25 protein-coding genes are annotated in these 24,813 nt (G+C 67.2%); 15 read left to right on the forward strand and 10 right to left on the reverse strand.

The features are described from left to right. Positions 1–22: 22 nt before the first annotated feature. The 4 genes from ON43_RS10370 to ON43_RS10385 all read right to left on the reverse strand — a co-directional run bounded on the left by ON43_RS10370 (position 23) and on the right by ON43_RS10385 (position 3,397). Positions 23–448 carry a DUF4189 domain-containing protein gene (locus ON43_RS10370; RefSeq protein ID WP_051178242.1) on the reverse strand — a complete coding sequence of 142 codons (426 nt, stop codon included), beginning with the start codon at positions 446–448 and terminating at the stop codon, positions 23–25. 73 nt (positions 449–521) lie between these two features. Further along, positions 522–1,475 (reverse strand): LipP1 family hormone-sensitive lipase, encoded by a 954-nt coding sequence (lipP1, locus tag ON43_RS10375; protein ID WP_051178243.1) that lies wholly within the window; start codon positions 1,473–1,475, stop codon positions 522–524. 26 nt (positions 1,476–1,501) lie between these two features. Next, positions 1,502–2,257 (reverse strand): SDR family NAD(P)-dependent oxidoreductase, encoded by a 756-nt coding sequence (locus ON43_RS10380; protein ID WP_040806221.1) that lies wholly within the window; start codon positions 2,255–2,257, stop codon positions 1,502–1,504. 12 nt (positions 2,258–2,269) lie between these two features. Continuing rightward, positions 2,270–3,397 carry an LLM class flavin-dependent oxidoreductase gene (locus ON43_RS10385; protein WP_040806223.1) on the reverse strand — a complete coding sequence of 376 codons (1,128 nt, stop codon included), beginning with the start codon at positions 3,395–3,397 and terminating at the stop codon, positions 2,270–2,272. 164 nt (positions 3,398–3,561) lie between these two features. On the opposite strand from ON43_RS10385, the gene ON43_RS10390 reads away from it, so the two are divergent. From ON43_RS10390 to ON43_RS10420, 7 genes are all read left to right on the forward strand, one after another. Next, entirely contained in the window at positions 3,562–4,317 is a 756-nt protein-coding gene (locus ON43_RS10390) for a glucose 1-dehydrogenase (RefSeq protein ID WP_040806225.1), read from the forward strand. Positions 4,318–4,328: 11 nt separating this feature from the next. Further along, the gene (gene kstD / locus ON43_RS10395; RefSeq protein ID WP_040806227.1) at positions 4,329–6,008 is read left to right on the forward strand and encodes a 3-oxosteroid 1-dehydrogenase; all 1,680 of its coding nucleotides are present in this window, start codon (positions 4,329–4,331) and stop codon (positions 6,006–6,008) included. A gap of 1 nt (position 6,009) precedes the next feature. After that, positions 6,010–6,741 (forward strand): glucose 1-dehydrogenase, encoded by a 732-nt coding sequence (locus ON43_RS10400; RefSeq protein WP_040806229.1) that lies wholly within the window; start codon positions 6,010–6,012, stop codon positions 6,739–6,741. 89 nt (positions 6,742–6,830) lie between these two features. Further along, positions 6,831–7,646 (forward strand): SDR family NAD(P)-dependent oxidoreductase, encoded by an 816-nt coding sequence (locus ON43_RS10405; protein WP_040806231.1) that lies wholly within the window; start codon positions 6,831–6,833, stop codon positions 7,644–7,646. Positions 7,647–7,907: 261 nt separating this feature from the next. Then, complete coding sequence (locus ON43_RS10410; RefSeq protein ID WP_051178244.1) at positions 7,908–8,810, forward strand: LLM class F420-dependent oxidoreductase; 903 nt, start codon at positions 7,908–7,910, stop codon at positions 8,808–8,810. Then, the gene (locus ON43_RS10415) at positions 8,807–9,133 is read left to right on the forward strand and encodes a hypothetical protein (protein ID WP_040806233.1); all 327 of its coding nucleotides are present in this window, start codon (positions 8,807–8,809) and stop codon (positions 9,131–9,133) included. The genes ON43_RS10410 and ON43_RS10415 overlap by 4 nt, the downstream gene beginning before the upstream one ends. Next, the gene (locus tag ON43_RS10420; protein WP_063712522.1) at positions 9,130–9,729 is read left to right on the forward strand and encodes a Dabb family protein; all 600 of its coding nucleotides are present in this window, start codon (positions 9,130–9,132) and stop codon (positions 9,727–9,729) included. Before ON43_RS10415 ends, ON43_RS10420 begins: the two co-directional genes overlap by 4 nt. 19 nt (positions 9,730–9,748) lie before the next feature. Here ON43_RS10420 and ON43_RS10425 read toward each other — a convergent pair whose 3' ends face one another. Next, positions 9,749–11,359, reverse strand: a complete 1,611-nt coding sequence (locus ON43_RS10425) for a FadD3 family acyl-CoA ligase (protein ID WP_051178245.1) — start codon at positions 11,357–11,359, stop codon at positions 9,749–9,751. A gap of 243 nt (positions 11,360–11,602) precedes the next feature. Here ON43_RS10425 and ON43_RS46130 point away from each other — a divergent pair, with 243 nt between their 5' ends. Further along, complete coding sequence (locus ON43_RS46130; RefSeq protein WP_083913299.1) at positions 11,603–13,750, forward strand: pyruvate, phosphate dikinase; 2,148 nt, start codon at positions 11,603–11,605, stop codon at positions 13,748–13,750. Further along, on the forward strand, positions 13,740–14,501 hold the full coding sequence (locus tag ON43_RS10435; RefSeq protein ID WP_157513984.1) for a tyrosine-protein phosphatase: 762 nt from the start codon (positions 13,740–13,742) through the stop codon (positions 14,499–14,501). The genes ON43_RS46130 and ON43_RS10435 overlap by 11 nt, the downstream gene beginning before the upstream one ends. Here ON43_RS10435 and ON43_RS10440 read toward each other — a convergent pair. Then, positions 14,498–15,463: a LysR family transcriptional regulator gene (locus tag ON43_RS10440; protein WP_040806238.1), complete on the reverse strand. Its 966-nt coding sequence runs from the start codon at positions 15,461–15,463 to the stop codon at positions 14,498–14,500. The genes ON43_RS10435 and ON43_RS10440 overlap by 4 nt on opposite strands. Before the next feature lie 150 nt (positions 15,464–15,613). Between ON43_RS10440 and ON43_RS10445 the strand changes: the two genes are divergently transcribed. From ON43_RS10445 to ON43_RS10470, 6 genes are read left to right on the forward strand one after another with little or no spacing between them, the layout of a single operon-like run. Next, positions 15,614–16,363, forward strand: coding sequence for a succinate dehydrogenase cytochrome b subunit (locus tag ON43_RS10445; RefSeq protein ID WP_245568531.1), 750 nt, complete (start codon positions 15,614–15,616; stop codon positions 16,361–16,363). Between the two features lie 2 nt (positions 16,364–16,365). Then, positions 16,366–18,300 (forward strand): fumarate reductase/succinate dehydrogenase flavoprotein subunit, encoded by a 1,935-nt coding sequence (locus tag ON43_RS10450; protein WP_040806241.1) that lies wholly within the window; start codon positions 16,366–16,368, stop codon positions 18,298–18,300. 14 nt (positions 18,301–18,314) lie between these two features. Then, positions 18,315–19,070: a succinate dehydrogenase/fumarate reductase iron-sulfur subunit gene (locus ON43_RS10455; protein WP_040806242.1), complete on the forward strand. Its 756-nt coding sequence runs from the start codon at positions 18,315–18,317 to the stop codon at positions 19,068–19,070. A 29-nt stretch (positions 19,071–19,099) separates the two neighbouring features. Further along, complete coding sequence (locus ON43_RS10460) at positions 19,100–19,651, forward strand: dihydrofolate reductase family protein (protein ID WP_040806244.1); 552 nt, start codon at positions 19,100–19,102, stop codon at positions 19,649–19,651. 60 nt (positions 19,652–19,711) lie between these two features. Then, positions 19,712–20,413, forward strand: a complete 702-nt coding sequence (locus ON43_RS10465; protein WP_040806245.1) for a hypothetical protein — start codon at positions 19,712–19,714, stop codon at positions 20,411–20,413. Positions 20,414–20,445: 32 nt separating this feature from the next. Next, positions 20,446–20,820 (forward strand): hypothetical protein, encoded by a 375-nt coding sequence (locus ON43_RS10470; RefSeq protein WP_040806246.1) that lies wholly within the window; start codon positions 20,446–20,448, stop codon positions 20,818–20,820. Positions 20,821–20,851: 31 nt separating this feature from the next. On the opposite strand, the gene ON43_RS42370 is transcribed toward ON43_RS10470, so the two are convergent. The 4 genes from ON43_RS42370 to ON43_RS10490 form a co-directional block, all read right to left on the reverse strand. After that, positions 20,852–21,568, reverse strand: coding sequence for a tetratricopeptide repeat protein (locus ON43_RS42370; RefSeq protein WP_086007920.1), 717 nt, complete (start codon positions 21,566–21,568; stop codon positions 20,852–20,854). Between the two features lie 128 nt (positions 21,569–21,696). Further along, on the reverse strand, positions 21,697–22,587 hold the full coding sequence (locus ON43_RS10480; RefSeq protein ID WP_157513985.1) for a hypothetical protein: 891 nt from the start codon (positions 22,585–22,587) through the stop codon (positions 21,697–21,699). Continuing rightward, positions 22,584–24,428 (reverse strand): hypothetical protein, encoded by a 1,845-nt coding sequence (locus tag ON43_RS10485; RefSeq protein WP_040806249.1) that lies wholly within the window; start codon positions 24,426–24,428, stop codon positions 22,584–22,586. The genes ON43_RS10480 and ON43_RS10485 overlap by 4 nt, the downstream gene beginning before the upstream one ends. Continuing rightward, positions 24,428–24,745 carry a type VII secretion target gene (locus ON43_RS10490; protein ID WP_040806251.1) on the reverse strand — a complete coding sequence of 106 codons (318 nt, stop codon included), beginning with the start codon at positions 24,743–24,745 and terminating at the stop codon, positions 24,428–24,430. Before ON43_RS10490 ends, ON43_RS10485 begins: the two co-directional genes overlap by 1 nt. Positions 24,746–24,813: the final 68 nt, after the last annotated feature.

The following is a 24,813-nucleotide window of genomic DNA, read 5'->3' on the forward strand; positions in this document are numbered from 1 at the left end:
GGGATGACCGGGGATCGCGTTGCTACTCCACGTTTTTGGTGCAGGCGCTGGCGACCACGCGCGCCGCGCGGGGCTGGGCGCTGCCGAGGTCCGGGAACGGGGGAGCGCTCTGGCCCAGGCCGGCGACCGCGCTCTGCTCGGCTTCCTCGAGGCTGGCGCCCGCGGCCCAGCCCCAGGTGCCGTCCGCGCCCTGGGCGACCGCGCCGCAGCCGTCGGCGAAGCGCAGCACGATCTCGCAGTCGTAGCTGGCGCAGTCGCGGATCGCGGCGGCGTCGGCGGTGACCTTGTTGGAGTCGGTATTGGCGACGGCGGTGTTCTTCAGGCGCGACACCGCCAGGGTGCCGTAGTACTGGGGCGCGGCATCGGCCGTTCCGGCCAGTGCGGCGGCGAGGGTCAGGGCCGCGAGGGCGGTCCCGGACACGGACGAGAGTTGGCGTGCGACCGACAAGAGACTTCCTGACGTTTCAAACGGATGAACGCAGGTGATGCTAACCCGTCGGCTTGTGAACCCACTGAGAATTTCAGATGACCGGTGTCCGGGCCAGGGCCCGGCGCAGCGCGGTGAACGCGGTGGTATTGGCGCGCTGGGTTTCTCGCAGCTGGAAGGCCATGGACATGAAGCCGTGGACGGTGCCGTTCCAGCGGTGGATCTCGGTCTCGACGCCGGCCTCGCGCAGCCGCTGCCCGTAGGCCTCGCCCTCGTCGCGCAGGGGGTCGAATTCGGCGGTGGCGATGTGGGCGGGCGGGAGGCCGGTGAGGTCGGCGATGGTCGGATTCGCGTAAGGATCCGACCGGTCGGCGTCGGAGCGCAGGTATTGCTGCCAGTACCAGCGCAAATGGGCCGCCGTCGTGAAGTAGCCCTCGGCATTGTCGGTGTAGGAACCGGTGTCGCAGGCCGGATCCAGCATCGGGTACATGAGCAGCTGGAACGCGATATCCGGGCCGCCGTCGTCGCGCGCGGCGATCGCGGCGACGGTGGCGAGATTCCCGCCCGCGCTGTCCCCGGCGACGGCGATCCGGTCCGGGTCGCCGCCCAGGGATTCCGCGTGGTCGGCGACCCAGCGCAGCACGGCGTAGGCGTCGTCGGCCGCGGCGGGGAAGCGGGCGTCGGGGGCGAGGCGGTAGTCGACCGAGATCACGATGACCCCGGCCGCATTGGCCATGGTGCGGCAGAAGCGATCGTGAGAATCCAAGCCGCACAGCACGAATCCGCCGCCGTGATAGAAGACGACCACGCCGGGAACGGGTTCGGCGTCCAGGGGACGGTACAGGCGCACCGGTACCTCCGGTGCTCCCTCGGGCCCGGGTACCAGCCATTCCTCCACTCCCGCAACGGGAATCGGCTCGACGGTCGGTGCCTTGCGGGCGGCCAGGAAGGCCCGCGCTTCGGCGGCGTCGAGCACCTCGGTGCCCAGCGCCGGGAACGCCGCGGTGGCGGCGTCGACGAAGGTCTGCCATTCGGGGGACAGGGTCATTGCGGGCCTTCCTGGATGATGCTGTCTTACTGCATGTTTCGCGGAATGAACTTGCCCGCGGCGAGACCGCCGTCGACCGTCACCTCCGCGCCGGTGATGTAGGCCGAGGCGTCCGAGGCCAGGAAGGCGACCAGTTCGGCGACCTCCTCGGGCAGGCCGGTGCGCTCCAGCGGCAGGGTCGGGAAGCTGCCCGGGCCGGTGGTCAGGTACGGCACCATCGGGGTGGCGATGGGGCCCGGATGCACCGAGTTGACCCGGATCTGGGCCGGGCCCAGCTCCAGGGCGGAAATCTTGGACAGGCCGCGCAGGCCCCACTTGGAGGAACCGTAGGCGCTGTGGTTCATCAGGCCCTCGAGCCCGGCCTGCGAGGAGATGTTCACGATGGAACCGCCGCCGGCCGCGGTCATCGCGGGCAGCACGGCCTTGATGCCGCGGAACGCGCCGACCAGGTTCACCTGCAGAATCCGTTCCAGCTCTTCGGGAGTGGTCTCGGTGATCGGCTTCATGATGTAGATGGCCGCGTTGTTGACCAGCACGTCGAGCTTGCCGAAGGTGTCGACGGCGACCTTGACGGCGGCGTCCCAGCTGTCGGCGTCGGTGACGTCGTGGCGCACGAAACGCGCTGCCTCGCCGAGGGAGTCGGCGAGTTCCTTGCCTTCGGCCTCGAGCACGTCGGTGATGACCACCTTGGCGCCGCGCTCGACGAACAGGCGGGCCTCGGCGGCGCCCTGGCCGCGGGCGGCGCCGGTGATCAGGGCGACTTTGCCTGTCAGATCAGCCATTTCGACTTCCTTCTACTTGTTCCGAAAATGAGGGATGACCTTCTCGCCCCACTGGCGGATGGTCTCCATGCATGCGGCTTGCGGCACGGTGCCCATCTGGATGAGGCACAGGATCTCGTCGGCTCCGGCCTCGGCCAGCCGCTCGACATACGCGATGGCGTCGTCGGCATTGCCGTAGGCGTGCTCGGTATTGAAGATCGCGGTGGACCCGGACTTCACCGGAATCTTGGCCTCGTGCAGGTAGGCGACGTGTTCGTCGGCGACCTCGCGCATCTTCGCGACCTCGTCCACGGCCGGGTCCACGGCCTCGTCGGGCACCGGGCCCGCGCCGTAGTAGTACTTGATGGACTGGGCGAAGAAGCGCTGCCCGCGCGCGCCGATCTGCTGGGCCTGCTCGCGGTCGTCGAGGACGATGGTCGGGCACAGCGCCGCGAAATGATCGTTGACGACGGTGGAGACGAAGCGCTCCCCGGTGCGTTCGGCGATGGCCGTGTCGTAGATGCCGCGCAGTTCCGCGATCTCCTCGATGCCAGCGAAACCCAGTACCAGCGCGCCGATTCCGTACTCGGCGGCCAGTTTCAGGGTGTCCTTCTTGGTGCACGCCATGAACAGGGGCGGGTGCGGGCGCTGCAGCGGGCGCGGCAGCAGGTGGTGCGGGTCGATATCCAAAAGCTCACCGTGATACTCGAATTCGCCCTCGGGGTCCTGCCAGGCGGTGGCGATCATCCGCAGCGATTCCTCGACCTCCTGATACGTGCGGTCGGGATCGACTCCGCACATGGAGGTTTCGACAGCGGTGGCACCGCGGCCCGCGCCGAGATTCAGGCGGCCGCCGGAGAGTACGTCGAGCATGGCGGCGCGTTCGGCCGTGCGCACCGGGTGATTGAAGCCGAAAGGCATGCACACCACGCCGTGTCCGATGCGGACCCGGGAGGTCTTGGCCGCCACATAGGTCAGGAAGATCTCCGGCGCGCTCATGTGGGCATACCACTTGAGCCCGTGATGCTCGACGGCCCAGACCGCGTCGAAACCCATCTCGTCGGCGAGCACCGCCTGCTCCACGCAATCGCGTAGCACCTGCGCCTCGTGGGCGGCGGTCGGATCGGTCATCTGCGCCTCGAAGATCATCGAGAACTTCATCCGGACTCCCTTGCCGCATCACACCGGGCCTTTATGCCTAAACGGAATACTTCTGCACCCATAGCCTCAGGTCATCGCCTTGTCTCAGTGGTCGGGACCACACCGTGCCGGGCTCGAGCATCCGGACTTAGCGTCGGGAGACGAGCAGAGGAAGGCAGGATTCGGTGGGACAGCTGGACGGCAAGGTGGCGCTGGTGACCGGTGGCGCGCGCGGTATGGGAGCGGAGCATGTGCGCCGTTTCGTGGCCGAGGGCGCGAAGGTCGTGTTCGGCGATGTGCTGGACGACGAGGGCAAGGCCCTGGCGGCCGAGCTGGGCGACGCCGTCCACTACGTGCACCACGACGTCACCAGCGAATCCGACTGGCAGACAGTGGTTTCCGAGGCCACCACCAAGTTCGGCAAGCTGGATGTGCTCATCAACAATGCCGGGATCCTGCGGTTCAAGCGCATTGTCGAGATGAGCCTGGACGAGTTCAACACCATCATGAACATCAACGTCACCGGCGCCTTCCTCGGCATCAAGACGGCCGCGCCCGCGCTCACCACCGCCGGTGGCGGGTCCATCGTGAATGTCTCCTCGGTCGAGGGCTTCGTCGGTGCGGCCGGGCTCTCCGCCTACAGCGCCAGCAAATTCGCGCTGCGCGGGCTCACCAAGTCCGCCGCCCGGGAGCTGGGGCACTCGGGTATCCGGGTGAACTCGATTCATCCCGGCGGCATCGCCACCCCCATGACCGCGTCCGTCGCGGGTGCGTCCGGGGTGGACGGCAACAGTTTCTTCTCCGAACTGCCCATTCCGCGCTGGGGTCGGCCGGTCGAGGTCTCCGAGGTGGCGTTGTTCCTGGCCTCCGATGCCTCGAGCTATTGCACCGGCGGCGAATTCGTCGTCGACGGCGGCATGTTGACCAGCTGCGGCTACTAAGGACTCATTTCATGGAATTCGAATTCGACGTCGTTGTCGTGGGCTCCGGTGCGGCGGGCATGACCGCCGCGCTGACCGCCGCCTACCGTGGGCTGTCGGTGACCCTGATCGAGAAGAGCCGCCTGTTCGGCGGCTCCACCGCGCGCTCGGGCGGCGGCATCTGGGTGCCCAACAACCCAGTGCTGCAGGCCGCGGGTGTGCCGGACTCGCCGGAGATGGCCCGCACCTATCTGAAAGCCGTTGTCGGCGATCGGGTTCCGGAGGCCAAGCAGCGGGCGTTCCTGGATCACGGCCCGGAGATGTTCCGCTACATCGGGGCTCGCTCGAAGTATTGGGAGTTCGCCTACGACCGTGGCTATTCCGATTACCACCCCGAGTTCCCGGGTGGTCTGGCGCAGGGCCGCAGCATCGAGCCCAAGCCGATCGACGGGCGACTGCTCGGCGGCGACCTGCACAAGATCAACCAGCCGACCATGTCCGCGCCCAAGGGCATCGCCATCACGGTCAAGGACTTCCACGACCTGAACATGATCGCGCGCACCTGGACCGGCAAGAAGACCGCCATGAAGGTCGGCGCGCAGACCGCGCTCAACCTGATCAAGGGTGCGAAGCCGCTGAGCCTGGGCAAGGCGCTGGCCGCGCGGCTGTGGCTGTCGCTGCGGGACGCCGGTGTGCCGGTGTGGCTGAACACGCCGCTCACCGACCTCGTCATGGAGGGCGATTCCGTGGTCGGCGTGCGCGTCGAGCACGAGGGGCGTCCGGTCACCATCAAGGCGCGGCGCGGTGTCGTGCTGGCCGCGGGCGGCTTCGAGCACAACCTCGAGATGCGCGAGCAGTACATCGACGGCCCGCAGAACACCGGCTGGACCGTGGGCGCGACCGAGAATGTCGGCGAGGGCATCGTGGCGGGCCAGAAGGCCGGTGCGGCAGTCGATCTCATGGACGACGCCTGGTGGGGCCCGTCCGTGCGCAACCCCGACGGTCCGCCGTTCTTCATGCTGGCCGAGCGCTCGCAGCCGGGCGCGATAGTGGTCAATGCCAAGGGCGAGCGCTTCGTGAACGAGTCCGCGCCGTACGTGAACGTCGTGCACACCATGTACGAGGAGGAGAAGAAGGTGCCGGGCAGCATTCCCGCGCACTTCATCTTCGACCAGAACTTCCGCGACCGGTACCTGTTCCTGGGCAACTTCCCCAAGCGGCCGCTGCCTCAGAAGTACTTCGACGCGGGAATCATCAAGCAGGCCAACACTCTTGCCGAGCTGGCCGACAAGCTGGGCGTGTCCGCCAAGACCCTCGAAGCCACCGTGGAGCGGTTCAACGGCTTCGCGCGCAAGGGCCGCGACGAGGACTTCCTGCGCGGCGATTCGGCCTACGACCGCTACTACGGCGACCCGACCGTCAAGCCCAACCCGACCCTGGCCCCGCTCGAGCGCGGCCCGTTCTACGCGGTCGAGATGGTGCCGGGCGACCTGGGCACCAAGGGCGGACTGGTCACCGACGAGCACGCCCGCGTGCTCAACGATCAGGGCGAGGTCATTCGCGGCCTGTACGCGGCGGGCAACAACTCCGCCGCCGTCATGGGCAACGACTACGCCGGCGCGGGCGCGACCATCGGACCCGCCATGGTGTTCGGCTACATCGCGGCCAACCACCTCGCCGACATGGAATCCGAAGCGGCACAGGAGAACTGATATGGGACGGGTTGATTCCAAGGTCGTCATCGTCACCGGCGGCGCGCGCGGCATGGGGGCGGCCTTCGCCCGCAAACTCGCCGCCGAGGGCGCGAAGGTGGTGATCACCGATGTGCTGACCGAGGCCGGGCGGGCCGTCGCGGCCGAGATCGGTGACGCGGCACGGTTTTTCCCGCTCGACGTCACCGACGAGGCGGCGTGGAACGAGGTCGTGGCGCAGGCCGAGGCGGCCTTCGGGCCGGTCTCCGGGCTGGTCAACAATGCGGGCATCGTGCACGTCGATCCGATCGAGAAGCTCTCGGAAGCCGACTACCGCAAGGTGATCGACGTCAATCAGGTCGGTGTATTCCTGGGCATGAAAGCCGTCATCGGGTCCATGCGTAAGGCCGGGGTCGGTTCCATCGTGAACATCTCCTCGACCGGCGGACTCATCGGCTACTCGAACATCCTCGGCTACGTCGCCTCCAAATGGGCCGTGCGCGGCATGAGCAAAACGGCCGCACAGGAATTCGCGCCCGACAATGTCCGGGTCAACTCCGTGCACCCGGGCATTGTCGCCACCGAGATGGTCGCGACCTCCGACCGCTCGGCGAATATCGCGGCCAACCAGCCCATCGCCCGCCCGGCCACCCCCGAGGAGCTCGCCAACCTGGTGCTGTTCCTCATCTCCGACGACTCCTCCTACAGCACCGGCTCCGAATTCGTGGCCGACGGCGGCTTCACCTCTCAGTAGGGCCCGGTGGCCCTACTCCTCGGGGTTCTCAGGGGATGCCCCTGAGAACCCCAAATAGAGTAATCGCGCAGCGAGACAAGGAAACACCCATGAAGGACTTCCACGGCAAGGTCGCCGTCATCACCGGTGCGGGAGCGGGCATCGGCCGGGCGCTGGCCCTGGAACTGGCTCGCAACGGCGCGCAGCTCGCGCTGTCCGGGCGCAATCTCGAGAACGTCGCCGAGACCGCGGCGCTGTGCGAGAAGGAGGGCGCCAAGGCCCGCGCCTACAAGCTGGACGTGGCCGACCGGGCCGCCGTCTACGCGCACGCCGATGAGGTGGTGGCCGACTTCGGCAAGGTCAATATCGTCATCAACAATGCCGGTGTCTCGCTGACCGCCAATATCGAGGAAGTCTCCTGGGAAGACCTGGAGTGGATCTTCGGCATCAACTACTGGGGCACCCTGCACGGCGTGAAGGCGTTCCTGCCGCACGTGATCGCTTCCGGTGATGGGCATTTCGCCAATGTGTCCAGCATGTTCGGCCTGGTGGCCTGCCCGAGCCAGGGCGGCTACAGCTCGTCGAAGTACGCCATGCACGCCATCAGTGACGCGCTACGGCAGGAGATGATCATCGCCGGGTACAACGTGGGCGTCTCCAGCGTGCATCCGGGCATGATCAAGACCGAAATCGCTTGGAAGGCAAGGGCGGCCGCGAACCGCTCGCGTGACGACCTGGCCGCCAACTTCGACCGGCTGGCCCAGACCAGCCCCGAGGACTGCGCCAAGGTCATCGTGAACGGCATCCGAAAGAACAAGCCGCTCATCCTGATCGGCAAGGACGCCAAGGCCATGAACGTCATGCGCCGCCTGCTGGGCTCGGGCTACATGAAGCCACTGACCGCGCAGATGCGGAAAGAGATCTAGATCCCCGTCATCCCGGCGTGCTTTTGGCCGGGATCCACAGCCACGGGTGGATTCCGGCCAAAAGCACGCCGGAATGACGAGAGCCGTCAGCCCCGCATCATTCGGTGCGGGGCCGGTGGTCGTTCAGACAATTGATGCCTCCGAACTGCCATTATTCGGGATCTCGCTGACCGGGATCCCCAGGATTTGTGACCCCGATAACACGCCACCATCGAGGTGTGGCCCAATGACGGGCCGTTCCCGGAAGGACGGAGGCGGCCGATGCGCATCGGCATGCTCATGCCATATCTCGACGGCTTGGTGACCGACGGAGGGTTCCTGCGGGAATTCGCCGCGGCGGCGGAGGAATGCGGACTGGATTCGATCTGGACCGTGGAACACGTTGTGGTCGCGGAGAATTACGAGCCGCTGTACCCCTATTCGCCGGACGGGAAGATGCCGGGCGGGGATCTCGGAGTCCCCATGACCGATCCGCTGGAGACGCTCGCCTTCGTGGCGGCCGCCTCGAGCACTTTGAAGCTGGGCACCGCCATGGTGGTGGCTCCGCTGCACAGCCCGTTGGTGCTGGCCAAGCGGGCGGCGACACTGGATCGGCAGTCGGGCGGCCGGGTGCTGCTCGGGCTCGGAATCGGGTGGCAGAAGGAGGAATACGCCGCCATCGGAGTGCCGTTCGAGGAGCGCGGGGCGCGGCTGGACGACTGCATCGGCGCCATGCGGGCGCTGTGGACGGAATCCCCGGCGACGTACCACGGCAAGCACGTGTCGTTCGACAAGCAGTTCTGCCTACCGCAGCCCGAGCGCTCGATCCCGATCGTGTTGGGCGGCAACAGCGCCCCGGCCGTCCGGCGCGCTGCCAAGGTCGGCGACGGGTGGTTCCCGTACACCATCTCGTCGGAGGATTTCGCGCGCGGTGCGGACAAGATTCGTGAGATCGGTGCGGCGGCAGGGCGTTCCGAGGATGCGGTCGAGATGACCATCTGGCCGGGATCGTTCGACTTCATGCGTGAGTTCGACGCCGATTACGTGCGGCCGTACCTCACCGCGGGTGCGAGCCGGGTGGTGCTCACCCCGCCCATGTTCGGCCCGGAATCCCTGCTCAACGGTGTGGAAAACCTTGCGACGTACGTGGATCGGTACCGCAACGAGGTAGAGGCGAAGCTGTGAACCCCGCAACGGCGGTCCGTGTTCTCGACCGCATCGTCCTGCCCGCCGATCACGCCGAGGATTGGCTCAGCCGTTGGCGCGGTGAATACCTGCCCGGGGCCACCGCGCGAGGGCTGCGTTCGCCGCAGATTCTGCGCGAGCACACCGGGGCGGATTCGGTTGCCGTGCAGATCGTCTGGGAACTGCCCGGCATCTACGACTTCTACGGCATGCGCGGCGCGGCGGCGGCCGATCCGGCGGTCGCGGCCTTCTGGTCGGAGACCGACGCCGTCGCCCTGACCCGGGAGCGGCATGTGCTGGCGGTACAGGAGGAAATCGCATGAGCCGCTGGGTGATTCTCACCGTGTCGCCCACCGGCGAGGACGCGGACGAACGGCTGAAGGAGCTGGCCATGACGGCCGCCGCGACCGCCGGGGTCGCGCACTGCTCGGCGGGAGTCGATCTGCCGGGCAGCCAGGGTGGTCAGGGCGCGGTGTGGGATGTGGCGGGGGAGGCCGCGCCCGCCACCGTGCTGCCGGACCTGCCCGGAGCAGATGCGGTGCCGCTGGCCCCGGTGAATGCCCGTGTGGTGCGGCTGGATTCGCTGCGGCGGATCAAGCGCACCCTGCTGCTCACCGTGCGCCACGGCACGCCGTCGGAGACCGTGGCCCGCTTCGAGGCCGATCTGATGGCCATGCCCGCGCACATCTCCGCCATCAGATCCTGGTCGCTGAGCCGGGTGCCGGGCCACGGTCGCTGGACTCACGTGTGGGAGCAGGAATTCGCCGACCCCGACGGGCTCAATGGCGACTACCTGCTGCATCCGTACCACTGGACGCACGTGGACCGCTGGTTCGACGCGGAGATACCGGGATCGATCGTGGAACCCGCCATCGCGCACCTGTACCGGTGGGCGGACGGGCCGGTGCTGGGGAATTGATCAGCTGGGTCTGAACTGATCACGCTGGGTCGCGCAGTTGCTGTTTGAGCACCTTGCCGCCCGCGTTGCGCGGGAGGTCGTCGATGAAGACGACCTCCCGTGGCACCTTGTAACTGGCCAGCTGGGTCCGCGACCACGCGATGATGGTGGCCGGATCGGTGGTCGCGCCGTCGGCGGGCACCACCACCGCGCGCCCGACCTCGCCGAGGCGGGCATCCGGAACACCGACGACCGCGACATCGCGAATGTCGGGGTGTTTCAAGAGGACTCGCTCGATCTCGGCCGGGTAGGCGTTGAAGCCGCCGACGATGAACATGTCCTTGAGCCGGTCGGTGATGCGCAGATAGCCGTCGTGGTCGAGGCTGCCGATATCGCCGGTGTGCAGGAAGCCGTCCGCGTCGATGGCGGCGGCGGTGGCCTCGGGGTCGTCGAGGTAGCCGAGCATGACATTCGGGCCTTTGACGGTGATCTCGCCCGGCTCGCCCGTTTCCACCGGCTTGCCGTCGCGGTCCACGATGTGGATCTCGCTGCCTTTCAAGGTCTTTCCGACGGTCCCGGCCACCAGTTCGGCGGGGGCGTCGGGCGGGCAGATGGAGACGACGCCGACGGATTCGGTGAGTCCGTAGGCGGTGAACACGTAGGGGACGCGCAGTTCGTCGCGAATGCGGCGGACGAGTTCGGTGGGGACGGGCGCGCCGCCGGTGCCCGCCAGGCGTAGCGAACCGAGCATGTAGTTGTCATGGTCGGCGGCCAGCAGATCGGTGAAAAGCGTTGGGGGACCGGCCAGGACCGTGATGCGCTCATTCTCTATGAGCCGCAGCGCGGCGGTGGTGTCGAAGCGCTCCATCGGCACCATGGTGGCGGTGCGCAGCAGGCAGGCCAGAATGCCGGCCTTGTATCCGAAAGTATGCGAGAACGGATTCACCAGTAGGTACCGGTCGCGCGGGCGCAGGGTGACCGCATCGGCCCACTGCGAGAACACTTCCAGGGTCTGGCGGTGGGTGGCGAGCACGCCCTTGGGCGCGCCGGTGGTGCCGGAGGTGAACAGGATGTCGGAGACCGAATCCGGCTCGACCTCGGCGGTGCGGTCGCGGGCCGACTGCGCGTCGATCACGCTGCCCGGGGCCAGGAATCCCTCCCACGAGCTGATGTCCCAGTCCGCGTCGCCCTCGCCGCGGGCGTCGTCGAGCAGGATCAGGTGCTCGAGATCCGGTAGCGCACGGCCGGATTCGGCCAGCATGCGCGGATAGTCCTGTCCGAGAAACTCTTGCACCGTACACACGGTTTTGGCGTGGCTGCGGGTCAGCACGTCCGCGGTTTCCGGGCCGCGGAGGCGGGTGCTGATCGGGACCAGAGTCGCACCCGCGCCGAGCATTCCGAGTGCGGTCACGATCCATCGGATGCTGTTGGGCGCCCAGATCCCGACCCGGTCCCCGACCTCGATTCCGGAGGCCATGGCCGCCCGGGTGACCGCGGCGACCTCCTCGGCCAGCTCGGCGAATGTCAGCCGCCCGGCCGGTCCGGCAATGGCCACCGCCTCGGGATACCGCTTCGCCCGATCCGCCACGAGCGCCGGAATGGTTGTCACGGGTCCAGCCGCGGAGCTCCCGCCCGAGTGCCGCCGATCCATCCGCCCATCCTGCCCCACCACTGCCCACGTGTTGACCCTTTTCGCCGTGCCATCCCGCTGACCGGGCGTGCCAGGGGCGCGGTCGCCGGGTTCCGGTGATCGGGATGGGAGTTGGGTGTGTGGGCGGTCACGCGGCACCCTCGATGTAGTGGTCCCGTGGGGGACGGGATATTGCCCGGCAGGTCGCTCTAGCAGCGGCGGAGCGCTGGAGTGCGAATGAAATCAGGATCTCGGAGGAGTGACATGACGGCGGGAACGGAGCTTGCGCGGCGTGTGGAAACTGCGGTGACCGTGGTCGAACTCGATGGCGCGTGCGGGCTGTCGCGGGAGCGGATCGGTGGGAAGGCGTGGAGCATCGATCACATGCGGGCGCTCGGTCTGCCGGTGCCGCCCGCCTTCGTGATCACCACCGACGGCTGGGCGGACTACACGCGCCGCGGCGTCATCGCCGACGAGATCTGGGCTCAGGTGCGCGAGGGCATCGCCATGATCGAGCGGGGGACCGGGCGGCGCTTCGGGTCCGCGGATCGGCCGCTGCTGGTGTCGGTGCGTTCGGGTGCGGCGATCTCCATGCCGGGCATGATGGATACCGTTCTCAACCTCGGCATGACCGATGCGGTACAGCAGGCGCTGGCCGCCGAGACCCGCAATCCGAGCTACGCCGAGGACACCCGGCAGCGGTTCGTGCACCAGTACCGCGAGACGGTGCTCGGTGATGCGGCCGGTGCGGTTCCGGCCGATCCGTGGGAGCAGCTGCGCGGTGCGGTCGAGGCGGTGTTCCGCTCCTGGGATTCCCCGCGCGCCAAGACCTATCGCGCCCATCGCGGCGTGGCCGACGATCTCGGCACCGCGGTTACCGTGCAGGCCATGGTGTTCGGCAATCTCGATGAATTGTCCGGCACGGGAGTGCTTTTCAGCCGCAATCCGAACACCGGCGACGGGCCCGTCTATGGCGAGTGGCTGGTCGGCGGGCAGGGTGAGGACGTGGTGTCCGGGCGGCTGACTCCGCGGCCGCTCGAGGATCTGGCCGCGACGCAGCCCGCGGTGCACGAGCGGCTCATCGCGGCCGCCGAGCTGCTGGAGCGCGACGGCCGGGACCTGCAGGATGTGGAGTTCACGGTCGAATCGGGAACTTTGTGGCTTTTGCAGTCGCGCCCGGCCAAGCGTTCGGCGCGGGCGGCCGTGCGCGCCGCGGTCGCCATGGTCGAGGAGGGGCTGATCAGCGCCGACGAGGCCCTGGATCGCGTGACCGCCGATCAGGTGCGCGAGGTGCTGCGCCCGGCCTCCGGTGACACCGGTGGCCAGGAACCGCTCGCCCGCGGCGAATCCGCTTGCCCCGGACTGGCTTCCGGTGTGGTCGTGACCGATCCGGATGAGGCTGAGGCGCGGGCGGAGGCGGGGGAGGACGTCATTCTGGTGCGTCCGACCACCAGCCCAGACGATCTGCACGGCATGATCGCCGCGCGTGCCATCGTCACCGAATTGGGCGGCACCACTTCGCATGCCGCGCTGGTGAGCCGCGAACTGGGCCGCCCGTGCGTGGTCGGTTGTGGGCCCGGTGTGGTTGCCGCGCTCACCGGCAAGACCGTGACCGTCGACGGCGGTGCCGGGCTGGTGCTGCCCGGTGAGGTTGTCGCCAAGCCGGTCGAGCAGTCCGTGCTCGACGACATCCGGCAGCTCGCCCAGTGGGCGGGTGTGGACGGCGAGGGACTGGCCGACCGCCTCGAACGTCGTGCGCCCGAAAGCGTTGAGCAGGAAGAGGTTTCCGTGGACGTTCCCGTCACCGAGCTGGCCGTGCTGCGCCTGGTCGGCATCAAGGGCCGGGTGAATGCCGACAACCTGGCCGCCAGCCTGTTCGCCGACGCCGGTGAAATCGCCGCCTGCTGTGAGGGTTTGGTGACGGCGGGCTACTGCGCCACCACCCCCGCCGGTTTCCGCATCACCCCCGAAGGCCGCCCCCGCCTGGAGCAACTCCTCGCCGAGGAGCGCGAAACCGTCGACGCGGCCGCCATGACCGCCGCCTACGACGAGTTCTGCGTCTACAACGCCGACCTCAAGATCATCATCACCGACTGGCAGATGAAGGACGCGGCGACCGTCAACGACCACGCCGACGCGGACTATGACGCCTCGGTCCTGGCCCGCCTCAACGACACTCACCAGCGGCTGCGCCCGCTCATCGCGCGCCTCGGCAGCCTGGCGCCGCGCCTGTCGCGCTATCTCGACCGCCTGGATCGCGCGGTGGAGCGCATCGCCGAAGGCGACCACACTTATGTGGCGCGGCCGATCATGGACAGCTACCACACCGTCTGGTTCGAGCTGCACGAGGATTTGATCGGCCTGTGCGGCCTGACCCGCGCGGAAGAGGCGGCGGCCGGCCGTGCCCACTGATCAGATGCCGAACCGCTGGATCGACTTCGCCCAGATCGACAATGTCCGCGACCTGGGCGGCCTGCCCGTAACCGGCGGCGGCACAACCCGTTTCGGCATCGTGTTGCGCTCCTCCACCCTGCAGCAGGCTACCTGTGACGACCTGTCCGTCTTGGTCGAGAAGCTGGGCCTGCGCACGGTCATCGACCTGCGCCTGCCCGACGAGGTGGAACGCGAGGGCTACGGCCTCATCGCCGACGCCGACCTGACCATCGCGAACCTCCCGATCCGCAAGTCGCCGCAATCGTCCTTGGCCGCAAGGGATCTGGTGCCCGACAAGACCCGCGTCGACCTCACCGAACTCTACGGCCAACTCCTGAACGGCAGCGGCGAACACATCGTCGAGGCTGTCCGCCTGATCATCGATCCGGCCCGCCACTCTCTCCTGTTCCACTGCGCCGCAGGCAAAGACCGCACCGGCGTCCTGGCCGCCATCCTCCTCGACGCGGTCGGCGTCCCCGCCGAAGCCATCGCCCACGACTACGCCCTCACCAACGAGCGCATCCAAAAGGTCCGCGACCGCCTCGACGCCCTGCCCTCCTACGAGGGCCTGCCCCAAACCAACACCGGCATCCTCGCCGTCTCCCCGGAAGTCATGACCCGCTTCCTGGAGAACCTGTACGCCGACCACGGCGGCGCCGCCAAATGGCTCCTGGCCCAGGGTCTCTCGGAGGCGGAACTCCACCTCCTCCGGGACGCGCTGGTCGGTTAGTCCTTCGGCAGTAGCGACTCGACCCCGGCCGGGAGGCCGCCGCTGGCGGCCGCTTCGCGCACGAAGGTCTCCAAGGTCGAGCGGAACGCCCCGGCAGCATGGGTCGGGGCGACATCCTTGCGATGGGCGAGCGCGACCGTCCGATGCAATCGGTGTTCGGCCCGGCCATGCGCCGCGCCCTCGCCCGACAGCGGAATCCCTTGCAGCCCGGGCCGTCCGGCCAGCACCGTGCTCGGCACCACCGCGATCCCGAGTCCGACCTCCACAAAGCGCAGGACGGCGTCCATCTCACCGCCCTCGACCGCGAAACGCGGTTCGAAACCGGCCTGGCGGCATGCGGCGAGCGTGGCTTCGCGCAGGTCGTAGCCCTGCCGGAACATCACCAGCGGCCGGTCCCGCAGGTCGGTGACGCGCAGGCGGGTTCGGCTGAGCAGGGAGGTGTCGTCGCGCCGGGCGGCGACCACCAGGTCCTCGCGCAGGAGCGGGGTGGTGGCCAGCGGGGTGTCCTCGGACAGCGGCAGGATCACCAGCGCCAGATCCAGTTCGCCCCTGGTCAATTCGCGCACCAGGTCGCGAGAACCACCCTCCTCCACCAGCAATCGGATGCCGGGATAGGCGTCGTGGTAGCGGCGCAGCGCATCGGCCAGCAGGCCCGAACACAGCGAGGGTGTTGCCCCGATCCGTACGCGGCCGCGTCGCAGCCCGGCGAGCTCCTGGACCTCGAGCCGGGCGGTGTCCACATCCGCGAGAATCCGATTGGCCAGCGGCAGCAGCGCCTCACCGGCCGGGGTGAGGGTGATATTGCCGCGGGCCCGGCTGAACAGTTCCGCGCCCAGTTCGGTCTCGAGGACCCGGATCTGCTTGGACAGCGAGGGCTGGGCGACCCCGAGGGCGTCGGCGGCCCGGGTGAAGTGCTGGGCCCGCGCCACCGCCAGGAAGTACGACAACTGCTGCAACTGCACAGTCGATAGCCTAGGACTATGGACTGCGGGATCTCGATTCCGAGTCGATGATCACATCCGGGCGCGGCGTCCGCGTGTGACATCGTTCACGCCCGAATTCACTACTCCGAGTAGTAATTCCGGTCGCAGCTCGGTGCATAGACGGCGGCCATGGACACCAGATCCAAGCGGACTTGGACCGGCCGCAGCGGGCGGGCCTACCTTCCGCTCATGGCTGTCGCATTACCTCAGTGCTACCGCACGACGGTAGGCAAGAAGGCCGTGATGGCGGTGACCGGGGGCATTCTGGTGCTGTTCCTCATCGCCCACATGGCCGGAAATCTGAAAGTGTTCCTGGGCGCGTCCGAGTTCAACCACTATGCCGAGTGGCTGCGGACGGTCGGTGCGCCCGCGGTGCCGCGGCGGGGGTTGCTGACGGTCGCGGAGGTTTTGCTCGGGGTGAGCGTGATCCTGCACATGTGGTCGGCGGTCTCGCTCGCTCGGACCGCGCGGCGGGCTCGGCCCGTCGGGTATGCGGCCAAGAAGAGATCGCATGCGCAGGGTTATGCCGTGCGCACCATGCGGTGGGGCGGGGTCATCATCGCGCTGTATCTGGTCTGGCATCTGCTGGATCTCACCTTCGGGGCGGTGAATCCAGAGGGCGGCGGTGCGACTCCCTACGCGAAGGTGGTCGCCGACTTCGCGCCCTCGCACTGGTACGTGACGGTCTTCTACGTCGTCGCCGTGATCATGGTCGGGCTGCACCTGCGCCACGGCATTCGCAGTGCCGCCCAGACCCTGGGCCTGACCGCCGGGCGAGGCGTGCGCAGCTACGACCTGCTCGCGGCCACCGTCTCGATCCTGCTGGTGGCCGGTTTCCTGGCCGTCCCGATCGCCGTCTCTCTCGGATGGGTGAAATAGTCATGAATGACAGTCTTTTCAATATCGGCGAGCCGATCGCTGACACCCGGGCGCCGGGCGGGCCGATCGCCGACCGCTGGACCACCCGCAAGTTCGAGGCCAAGCTGGTCAATCCCGCCAATAAGCGCAAGAAGACGGTCATCGTCATCGGCACCGGTCTAGCCGGCGGGTCGGCCGCGGCGGCGCTGGGGGAGCAGGGATATCGGGTCATCCAGTTCTGTTTCCAGGATTCCCCGCGCCGGGCCCATTCGATTGCCGCGCAGGGCGGGATCAATGCCGCCAAGAACTATCGCAATGACGGGGACAGCGTGCACCGGCTGTTCTACGACACCGTCAAGGGCGGCGACTACCGTTCGCGGGAGTCGAATGTGCACCGCCTGGCGGAGATCTCGACTCAGATCATCGATCAGTGTGTGGCGCAGGGTGTTCCGTTCGCGCGGGAGTACGGCGGACTGCTCGACAATCGGTCCTTCGGTGGGGCGCAGGTCTCGCGGACGTTCTACGCGCGCGGGCAGACGGGGCAGCAGTTGCTGCTGGGCGCGTATCAGGCGCTCATGCGGCAGGTCGACGCCGGAACCGTGGAACTGCATGCGCGGCACGAGATGCTCGATCTGATCCTGGTCGACGGGGTGGCGCGCGGCGTGGTGGTGCGGGATCTGATCACCGGCGCTATCCGGTCCTATACCGGGGACGCGGTGGTGCTTGCCTCCGGCGGATACGGGAATGTCTACTTCCTCTCGACAAATGCGATGGGATCGAATGTCACCGCCTCCTGGCGGGCGCACAAGCATGGCGCCTACTTCGCCAATCCGTGCTTCACGCAAATCCATCCGACCTGTATCCCGGTGTCGGGGGAGCATCAGTCGAAGCTGACGCTGATGTCGGAGTCGCTGCGCAACGACGGGCGGGTGTGGGTGCCGAAAAGAGTTGGTGACCAACGTAATCCCGGCGATATCCCCGAGGATGAACGGGATTACTACCTCGAGCGGATCTATCCGGCCTTCGGAAATCTGGTTCCGCGCGATATCGCCTCGCGGGCGGCCAAGAACGTCTGCGACGAAGGCCGCGGCGTCGGGCCGGGCGGGCTCGGCGTCTATCTCGACTTCGCCGACGCGGTCGCGCGGCTCGGGGCGGATGCGGTGGAAGCCAAGTACGGCAACCTCTTCACGATGTACGAGCGGATCACCGGGGAGAATCCGTACGAGCGGCCCATGCGCATCTCCCCGGCCGTGCACTACACCATGGGCGGGCTGTGGGTGGATTACGACCTTCGCTCCACCATTCCCGGACTGTTCGTGATCGGGGAGGCCAATTTCTCTGATCACGGCGCCAATCGGCTCGGGGCGTCGGCGCTCATGCAGGGTTTGGCCGACGGGTATTTCGTGCTGCCGACCACGCTCGGGGATTACCTGGCGCGGGGACCGGTCGGCGAGGTGCCCGCCGCGGCGGTGGAAGCCGCTGAGGCGCGGGTGATTTCGATGATCGACCGGCTGTTGTCGATCAAGGGCGACCGTACGGTGGACTCGTTCCATCGCGAGCTCGGGCAGATCATGTGGGAGTACTGCGGCATGGAGCGGACCGAGGAGGGGCTGCGCAAGGCGCTGGCGCTCATCCCCGCGCTGCGGGCCGAGTTCTGGGAGCGGGTCAATGTTCCAGGTTCCGGGGACGATCTCAATCAGTCGCTGGAGCGGGCGGGCCGGGTGGCCGATTTTCTCGAACTGGCCGAGCTCATGGTCATCGACGCGCTGCATCGCACCGAATCGGCAGGCGGGCACTTTCGCGCCGAATCGCAGACCGAGGACGGTGAGGCTCGTCGCGATGACGAGAACTTCTCCTACGTCGCCGCCTGGGAATGGACCGGCGCCGCACCGCCGACCCTGCACCGCGAGGCCTTGTGCTTCGAGTACGTCGAGCCCAGCACCCGGTCCTACAAGTGAGAGAGGCACCGAAAATGAAACTCACTCTGCGTATCTGGCGGCAGCGGAATGCCCGTGACCGGGGCGGGCTGGTCGATTATCCGGTCGAGATCTCTCCGGACGCGTCGTTCCTGGAGATGCTAGACGTCCTCAACGAGCGGCTCACCGCCGAAGGCGACGAACCGGTGGCCTTCGACCACGATTGTCGCGAGGGCATCTGCGGAATGTGCTCGCTCGTCATCGACGGCACGCCACACGGTCCCGAAAAAGCCACCACCACTTGCCAACTCCACATGCGCAAGTTCTCCGACGGCGAGACGATCACGGTAGAACCTTGGCGTGCCAAGGCTTTTCCGGTCGTCAAGGACCTCGTTGTCGACCGTTCCGCCTTCGACAAGATCATCCAGGCCGGTGGCTACATCACCGCCCCCACCGGCACCGCGCCCGAAGCCCACTCCATCCCGGTCCCGAAACCGGACGCGGACTTGGCTTTCCAGGCCGCGGAGTGCATCGGCTGCGGCGCCTGCGTAGCCGCCTGCCCCAACGGCTCGGCCATGCTCTTCACCGCGGCCAAGGTGACCCACCTAGGCCTGCTCCCGCAGGGCCAGCCGGAACGCTCTTCACGCGTCATGGACATGCTCCGAACCCACGACGACGAAGGCTTCGGCGGCTGCACCAACACCGGCGAATGCACCATGGCCTGCCCCAAGGAGATTCCGCAGGACGTGATCGGCCGCCTCAACAAGGATTTGCTGCGCGCCGCTCGAAAGTCCTCCGCTGAGAGCCGATGAATTCCGGGTGGCCACGTCGTCTACCCGTCATGAGGAGACTTATCTACGGGATCGGCGCGTCCCTGGACGGCTACATCAACGACCGTGACGGCGGCATCGACTGGACCGACCCGGACGAGGAACTGCACCGGTTCCACAACGACCGGTTCCGCGAGCTCGAGGTCTCGCTGCACGGCCGCCGCCTGTACGAGCTGATGGCCGAGTACTGGCCGCACGTGCCCGCCGACGCGTCGCCCGTCGAACTCGACTTCGCCGAACTCTGGACGAAGAAGCCCAAGGTGGTGTTCTCCCGCACGCTCACCGAGGTGCACTGGAACAGCACCCTGGTCCGCGAGAACGCCGTCGAGGAGGTCCGCAAACTCAAGGCGACGGGCGACGGCGTCATGGAGGTCGGCGGCGCAACCCTCGCCGCCGAGCTGATCCCCCACGGCCTCATCGACGAATACCAGCTCTTCATCTCACCCGTACTGCTCGGCGGCGGCACCCCGCTCTTCCCGCTGCTGGACAAGCGCCTCCAGCTCCGCCTGGTCGAAACGAGAAACTTCGCCACCGCGGTCATGCTCCGCTACCTCGTCGACTAGCGATGAGTTTCGCGCCGCGCTCGCCTCTGTATTTGCAGGACCGAACAGAGGAGTGAATTGATGAACGATCTACTGGCGAGCGCGGTCGCCGCACACGGCGGTTTGGAGCGCTGGAACCAGATCCGGGCGATCCGGGTCGAGGCATCCATCTCCGGCGCCTTCTGGGAGATGAAGGGAAAGAGCGACCTGCTGAAGGACGTCCGATTCGAGGTGGACACCACCCGGCAACGGATGGCCATGGACTACGTCGGTCACGACCGCCGCTCACTGTTCGAACCCGACCGTGTCGTCCTGCAACAAGCCGACGGCACCGTCCTCACCCGCGACAACCCGGACCGCTCCTTCGCCGGCCACACCCTCGAAACCCCCTGGGATGACCTACATCTCGCCTACTTCACCGGCGAAGCCCTCTGGACCTACCTCACCACCCCCTTCCTCCTCACCCGGCCAGGTTTCATCTGCGAGGAGATCACCCCGCTCGATGCCGAAGGCGAGCCCTGGCGCCGCCTGCACGTAACCTTCCCCGACCACATCAAAACCCACACCCGCAAACAGATCTTCTGCTTCGGCCCCGACAACCTCCTCCGCCGCCACGACTTCACCATCGACATAGTCGACCCCACCACCGAATCCCACCTCTATGCCACCAACTACCGCAACATCAACGGCATCCTCATCCCCGCCACCCGCCGCGCCTACACCACCCTCGGCGACACCCGAATCCCCCTGGTATCCATCGACATGACCCGCCTCGAGACGTAATCTGTCCTGTTCACCGGAACAAGGAGGCCGTCATGGTCCGGAAGACTCCCCAGGAGAAAAAGCTCCTCAGCTACACCAAAGACCGCCGCAACAACTACGGCGAAAACGACAAAAGCTCCCGAAAAGCCATCCGCCAAAACAAACGCCTCCCCAACCGAGCCGACCGCCGCAACAGCCGCCAACTCATGGCAACAGCCACCGGCCCCGTCGACCCAGAGGCCTCCGAATCCGCCGAAACCACTCTCCGCGCAACCAGATCGACATTCGCGAAACGAGGTTGGCGTAAGGACCCCGACACCCCTCTGGCCGACATGGTGATCCAAAAACTGCGCCGCCGGGCCGCCCGCGACCTCAACTCCCCAACCATCACAGCAGCCATATCCCGCATCCACCGCACCACCCACTGATCGGTCAGCCGCTACCGGATTGCCCGGGGCTCTATCGATTTCGGTCGTGGTGTAGGCGGTCGATGGCTCTGCGGATCAATTCGTGGCGTGGGGCTCGGGGCGATTGTTGTCGCTCGAATTCGATCAGGTCGTCGGCCGTGGAGCGGTTGCCCATCACCAAGGTGAGCAGGTACGCGTAGTTGCCCGAAGGAATCGGGGCGGTGGGGTGGCTGGATTGGAAGGGCGCAAGAGGGCCGATGGGTAGCTTGCTCAGGTTGCGCATGGCGGCGCTGCTGCCTGCTCGAGCGGCGCGAGTCCACCACTGCCTGGCCCCGGCGTGATCGCCGCGGCTGTACAGCAGCAGGCCGAGATTGTTCATGGCACTGTCCTCACCGCCCGTGATCGCCTGCCGATACCAATACTCGGCCTCGCGCCCTTCCCCCTGTTCATCGAGCAGCGCCCCCAGCGCGGCCATCGCCTGCGGATTACCCGCGGTGGCGGCCATCCGCAGCAACATGTTTGCCTCGAGGCGCGCATCCCGGTTCCGAGCCCGGTTGCGCCACCGTTCGAGCCGACCTTGAACCGCGATCCGATCGTGCAGCAGCCGCGCCAGCCGATCCATCGCCGTCGTACTGCCGAGGGCCACACCCTGTCGATAGCACTGCTCGGCCGCGGCAAGCTCGCCCCGCAACTCATAAGTCCGACCGATTTCCGCCAGAGACTCCCCTTGCGGAGAGTCCTGTGGTCCGGGCTGCTGTTCGAACCCCATTGCATCCCGCACCCTTCCACCAGCCAATAACGCTGGCCCCCAATCAAATCAACAACCAACCCCAACCGCAGCTCGAATCCCCAATTCGCCCGACCGGCAATCAGGATCGGCCGGAGCCCGGTCGATCACTAGCCGAGTACGTCGCCGCGCCGTATGCGCAGGACGGCGGTGTCGGAGGACAGTTCGGTCCGCAGTTCGGGGTGCTGCCAGTAGAAGCGGATCGTGTAGTACAGCAGCCCGGCATCGATCGGATAGGCGGTGGGCTGCACCGAGATTGCGGTGAGGAACGTGCGCTGGCTGAACCAGCGGAATCGCCAGAGTATGGCGATATCGGAGGGGCTCGTCGGGCGGAGCAGGATCATGGGTATGCGGCGGCGGGAGCGTCCCTCGGTGGGGTCGGCCTCGACCGCGTCGACGGCGGCGATGGACTGCCACGGCAGATACTGGTCCAGCGCACCGTTGTTCTGGTGAATTCCATGCTCGGACAGAACAAGTCGACGCGGTACCCGGGTGGTCGCGATCATCAACGGAGCCAACGCAACACAGGCGATCGCGACGATGATGAAGAAGACTCCGGACATGACCTGCAGTGGCTGCACCTGGTCGCCCGTCATACGCATCAGTGCGAGCGCCACCAGGAATACCGCGCCGCCCAGGAACGCCGCCGCCAGGGACACAGTGACGGATCGATCCATCGAAATCGCCACCGAGGTACCGGGGTTCGCTCGTTCCAGAGTGACAGCGCCGGCGGTGAGCGGTTTACGCAGGCGCAGCCGATGGGACAGCGCCAAGGCGCCAGCGGCCCCGAACACCATTCCGCCACTGCCGAGAACGAACCGCAGCAAATCACCATTCGCCACGGCCACGACGGCGATCAGCGCGAAGGCCACTGCCGCGACCGCGAACATCACGGTCGCCACCGCCGGGAACACCGGTCTCCAGCGACCGAATCCGGGAGGCCAGGGCACCGGGTTGGTGCCGCCGTCGTTTCGTGAGTACTCACCTGGTGTGCTCGTCATTTGAAAGGTTGCTCCGCCGCCCATCCGCCTGCTGATCCACCGAGATATCCGAAAATGACCGCACCCGCTACCGCCCCGAGCGGGACCGTTAACTCCATGAACGGGCCGCCCAAAGTGCCGAGTTCCGCGCCCATCGCGGCCCCGGCCCAGGCGCCACCGATATCGCCCGCCGTGGTGCCGACTGTATTGGCAATCGCCGCCGGAGCGGGTTTGCCATGCTCCCAGTCCTGCCAATTGATATAAGCGGCGAGGCCTGCGGTGGCTGCCGGGCCACCGAACTTGCCCACCTTCGCGAGGGTTTCGGTCTTCGACGCCAGTGCTGCCGCATCATCCGCGGCGGTGACGGCGGTGACCGCACTGCGGCCCGCGCCGGGGTCTCCGGCCTGCAACTGGGTGACCATGCGGGCCAGAGCGTCGTCCGAGGTCTGTGAAAGCACTTGGGCACGTTGGGCCATGGAGGCTTTCGACAGGTCGATCTGTGCGCCCGCCCCGTCAGCGGCCATTCCGGAAAGAATGGCTCCGGGGTGTTCCTTGAAGGTGCCTGTTGTCGACTCCCAGAAGTCCCCGGTTTGCTTGCCGGTCCACGCCTTCACTGAATCCCAAGCGGAAACGCCGGGCTGTCCGGGCGCGGGCGGGGCGGAGCCTAGTACGGATCCGTCGCTGAACTTCGTGACCACTCGGCCGTCGGGCTGGGTGGTGGTCATGGCGGAGCGACCGTCGGCGTACTGGGTGTAGATGGATCCGTCAGGTTCCAGGGTCGAGCGGGTGCCGCTGGAGTCGGCGGTCGCGATCAGTTGCTGTTTGCCGTCGGGTCCGATGGCGAAGGTCTGGGTATTCGTGGAGCCGTCGGGGCGGGTGAGCATGTTCGTCACGGATTTGCCGTCGGCGCTGGGGATTTCGGTGAGAGTCCCGCCATTGCCGAGCGGACTGGACAGGGTTTCGGGGCCGAGGGTGCCGTCGGCCGCGACCGTGCGGGTCCCGATTCGGCCGTCGCCCTTGGGAGTTGAGACCGTGCGGGTTTGGGTGCCGTCTGGGGCGGTTGTGACGGTGTCGATGATGCCGGTGCCGTCGTTGCGTGGGGTTGCGACCGAGGTGGTTTCGGGGCCGGGGCCGGTGTGGGTTTTGGTGACGATGGTGCCGTCGGGTTGGAGGGCGGATTGGGCGGTGGTGATGGTGCCGTCGGGGTTGGGGGTGAGGGTGATGCGGCCGTCGGGGGTGTCGGTGGAGACGGGGATGCCGTCGTGGAGTTTCCCGGCTGCGAGGGCGGGGTTGAAGATGTCGGCTTGGGGTTGGGGGAGGGCGGTGCCGCCGGTCAGGAGGTTGATGAGGGGGTTGTTGACCTTGGTTATCGGGGCCAGTTTTTCGATCTCGCCGATGGCGGTGGTGACCTTTCCGGCCCAGGTATCGTCGCTCTCGCCGAGGGACTTGGCCAGGTTCTGGAGGCGGATGGTGTCGTTGGCGGCGTCGTCGGCACGCTTGTTGTCGCTGCGGGCGTCCTTGACGGTGAAGTCCTGGTCGACGGTGAAGCCGTCGGCTTCCAAGGCCTTGACGCTCGACTTCAGATCCGAGATGACGGGCTGCATGGCGGCGTAGGCCTGCGAGCAGGCGTCGGCCAGGTTGAAGTAGGCGGTGGCGACGGCCTTTATCTGGGTGTACTCGTGGTCGGCGCGGCCCAGGGCGGCGGTGGCGGCGGCGCCGGACCATTGGAGGTTGTGGATGGTCCGCTGGACGGTTTCGGCGGTGTCATCGATGGTGATGACGATGCCGTTGGCCGACGAGGCGACGTCGGCGAGGGACTGGGGGTTCCAGGCGAGCACCTGGTCCTTGGACGGGGTGCCCATCAGAGCTGTCCGTCGTTGAGCTCACCGATGGCCCATAGTCGGTTGGCGGCGTCGGTGTCGGTGTCGTGGAATGTCTTCGCGGAACTCGACAGGGCCGTCGAGAACTGCTGGAAGCGGCCGGACAGGACCTGCTTGGCCACGGTGCTGGCCGGGTCGGCCTTGCCCAGGGCGGCGGCGATGGCCGAGCCCTTCAGACCGTCGACGCCGCGGCTCGCACCGAGGTGCGGGGTGACCTTGGTGTCCGTGACGTTGTCCGCGAGTTTTCCGACTGTGGTGGCCGCGTCGTTCAGCGTGGCCGGGGTGACCTCGAGGCCCATGGATCCCCTCCCAGGTAATCGGGGGTCACCGTACCATTGCCGGAACTTTGCTGACGAGCTGAAGAGGG

The organism is Nocardia concava NBRC 100430 (assembly GCF_000308815.1).
In the GTDB taxonomy this organism is placed as follows: Bacteria; Actinomycetota; Actinomycetes; order Mycobacteriales; family Mycobacteriaceae; genus Nocardia; species Nocardia concava.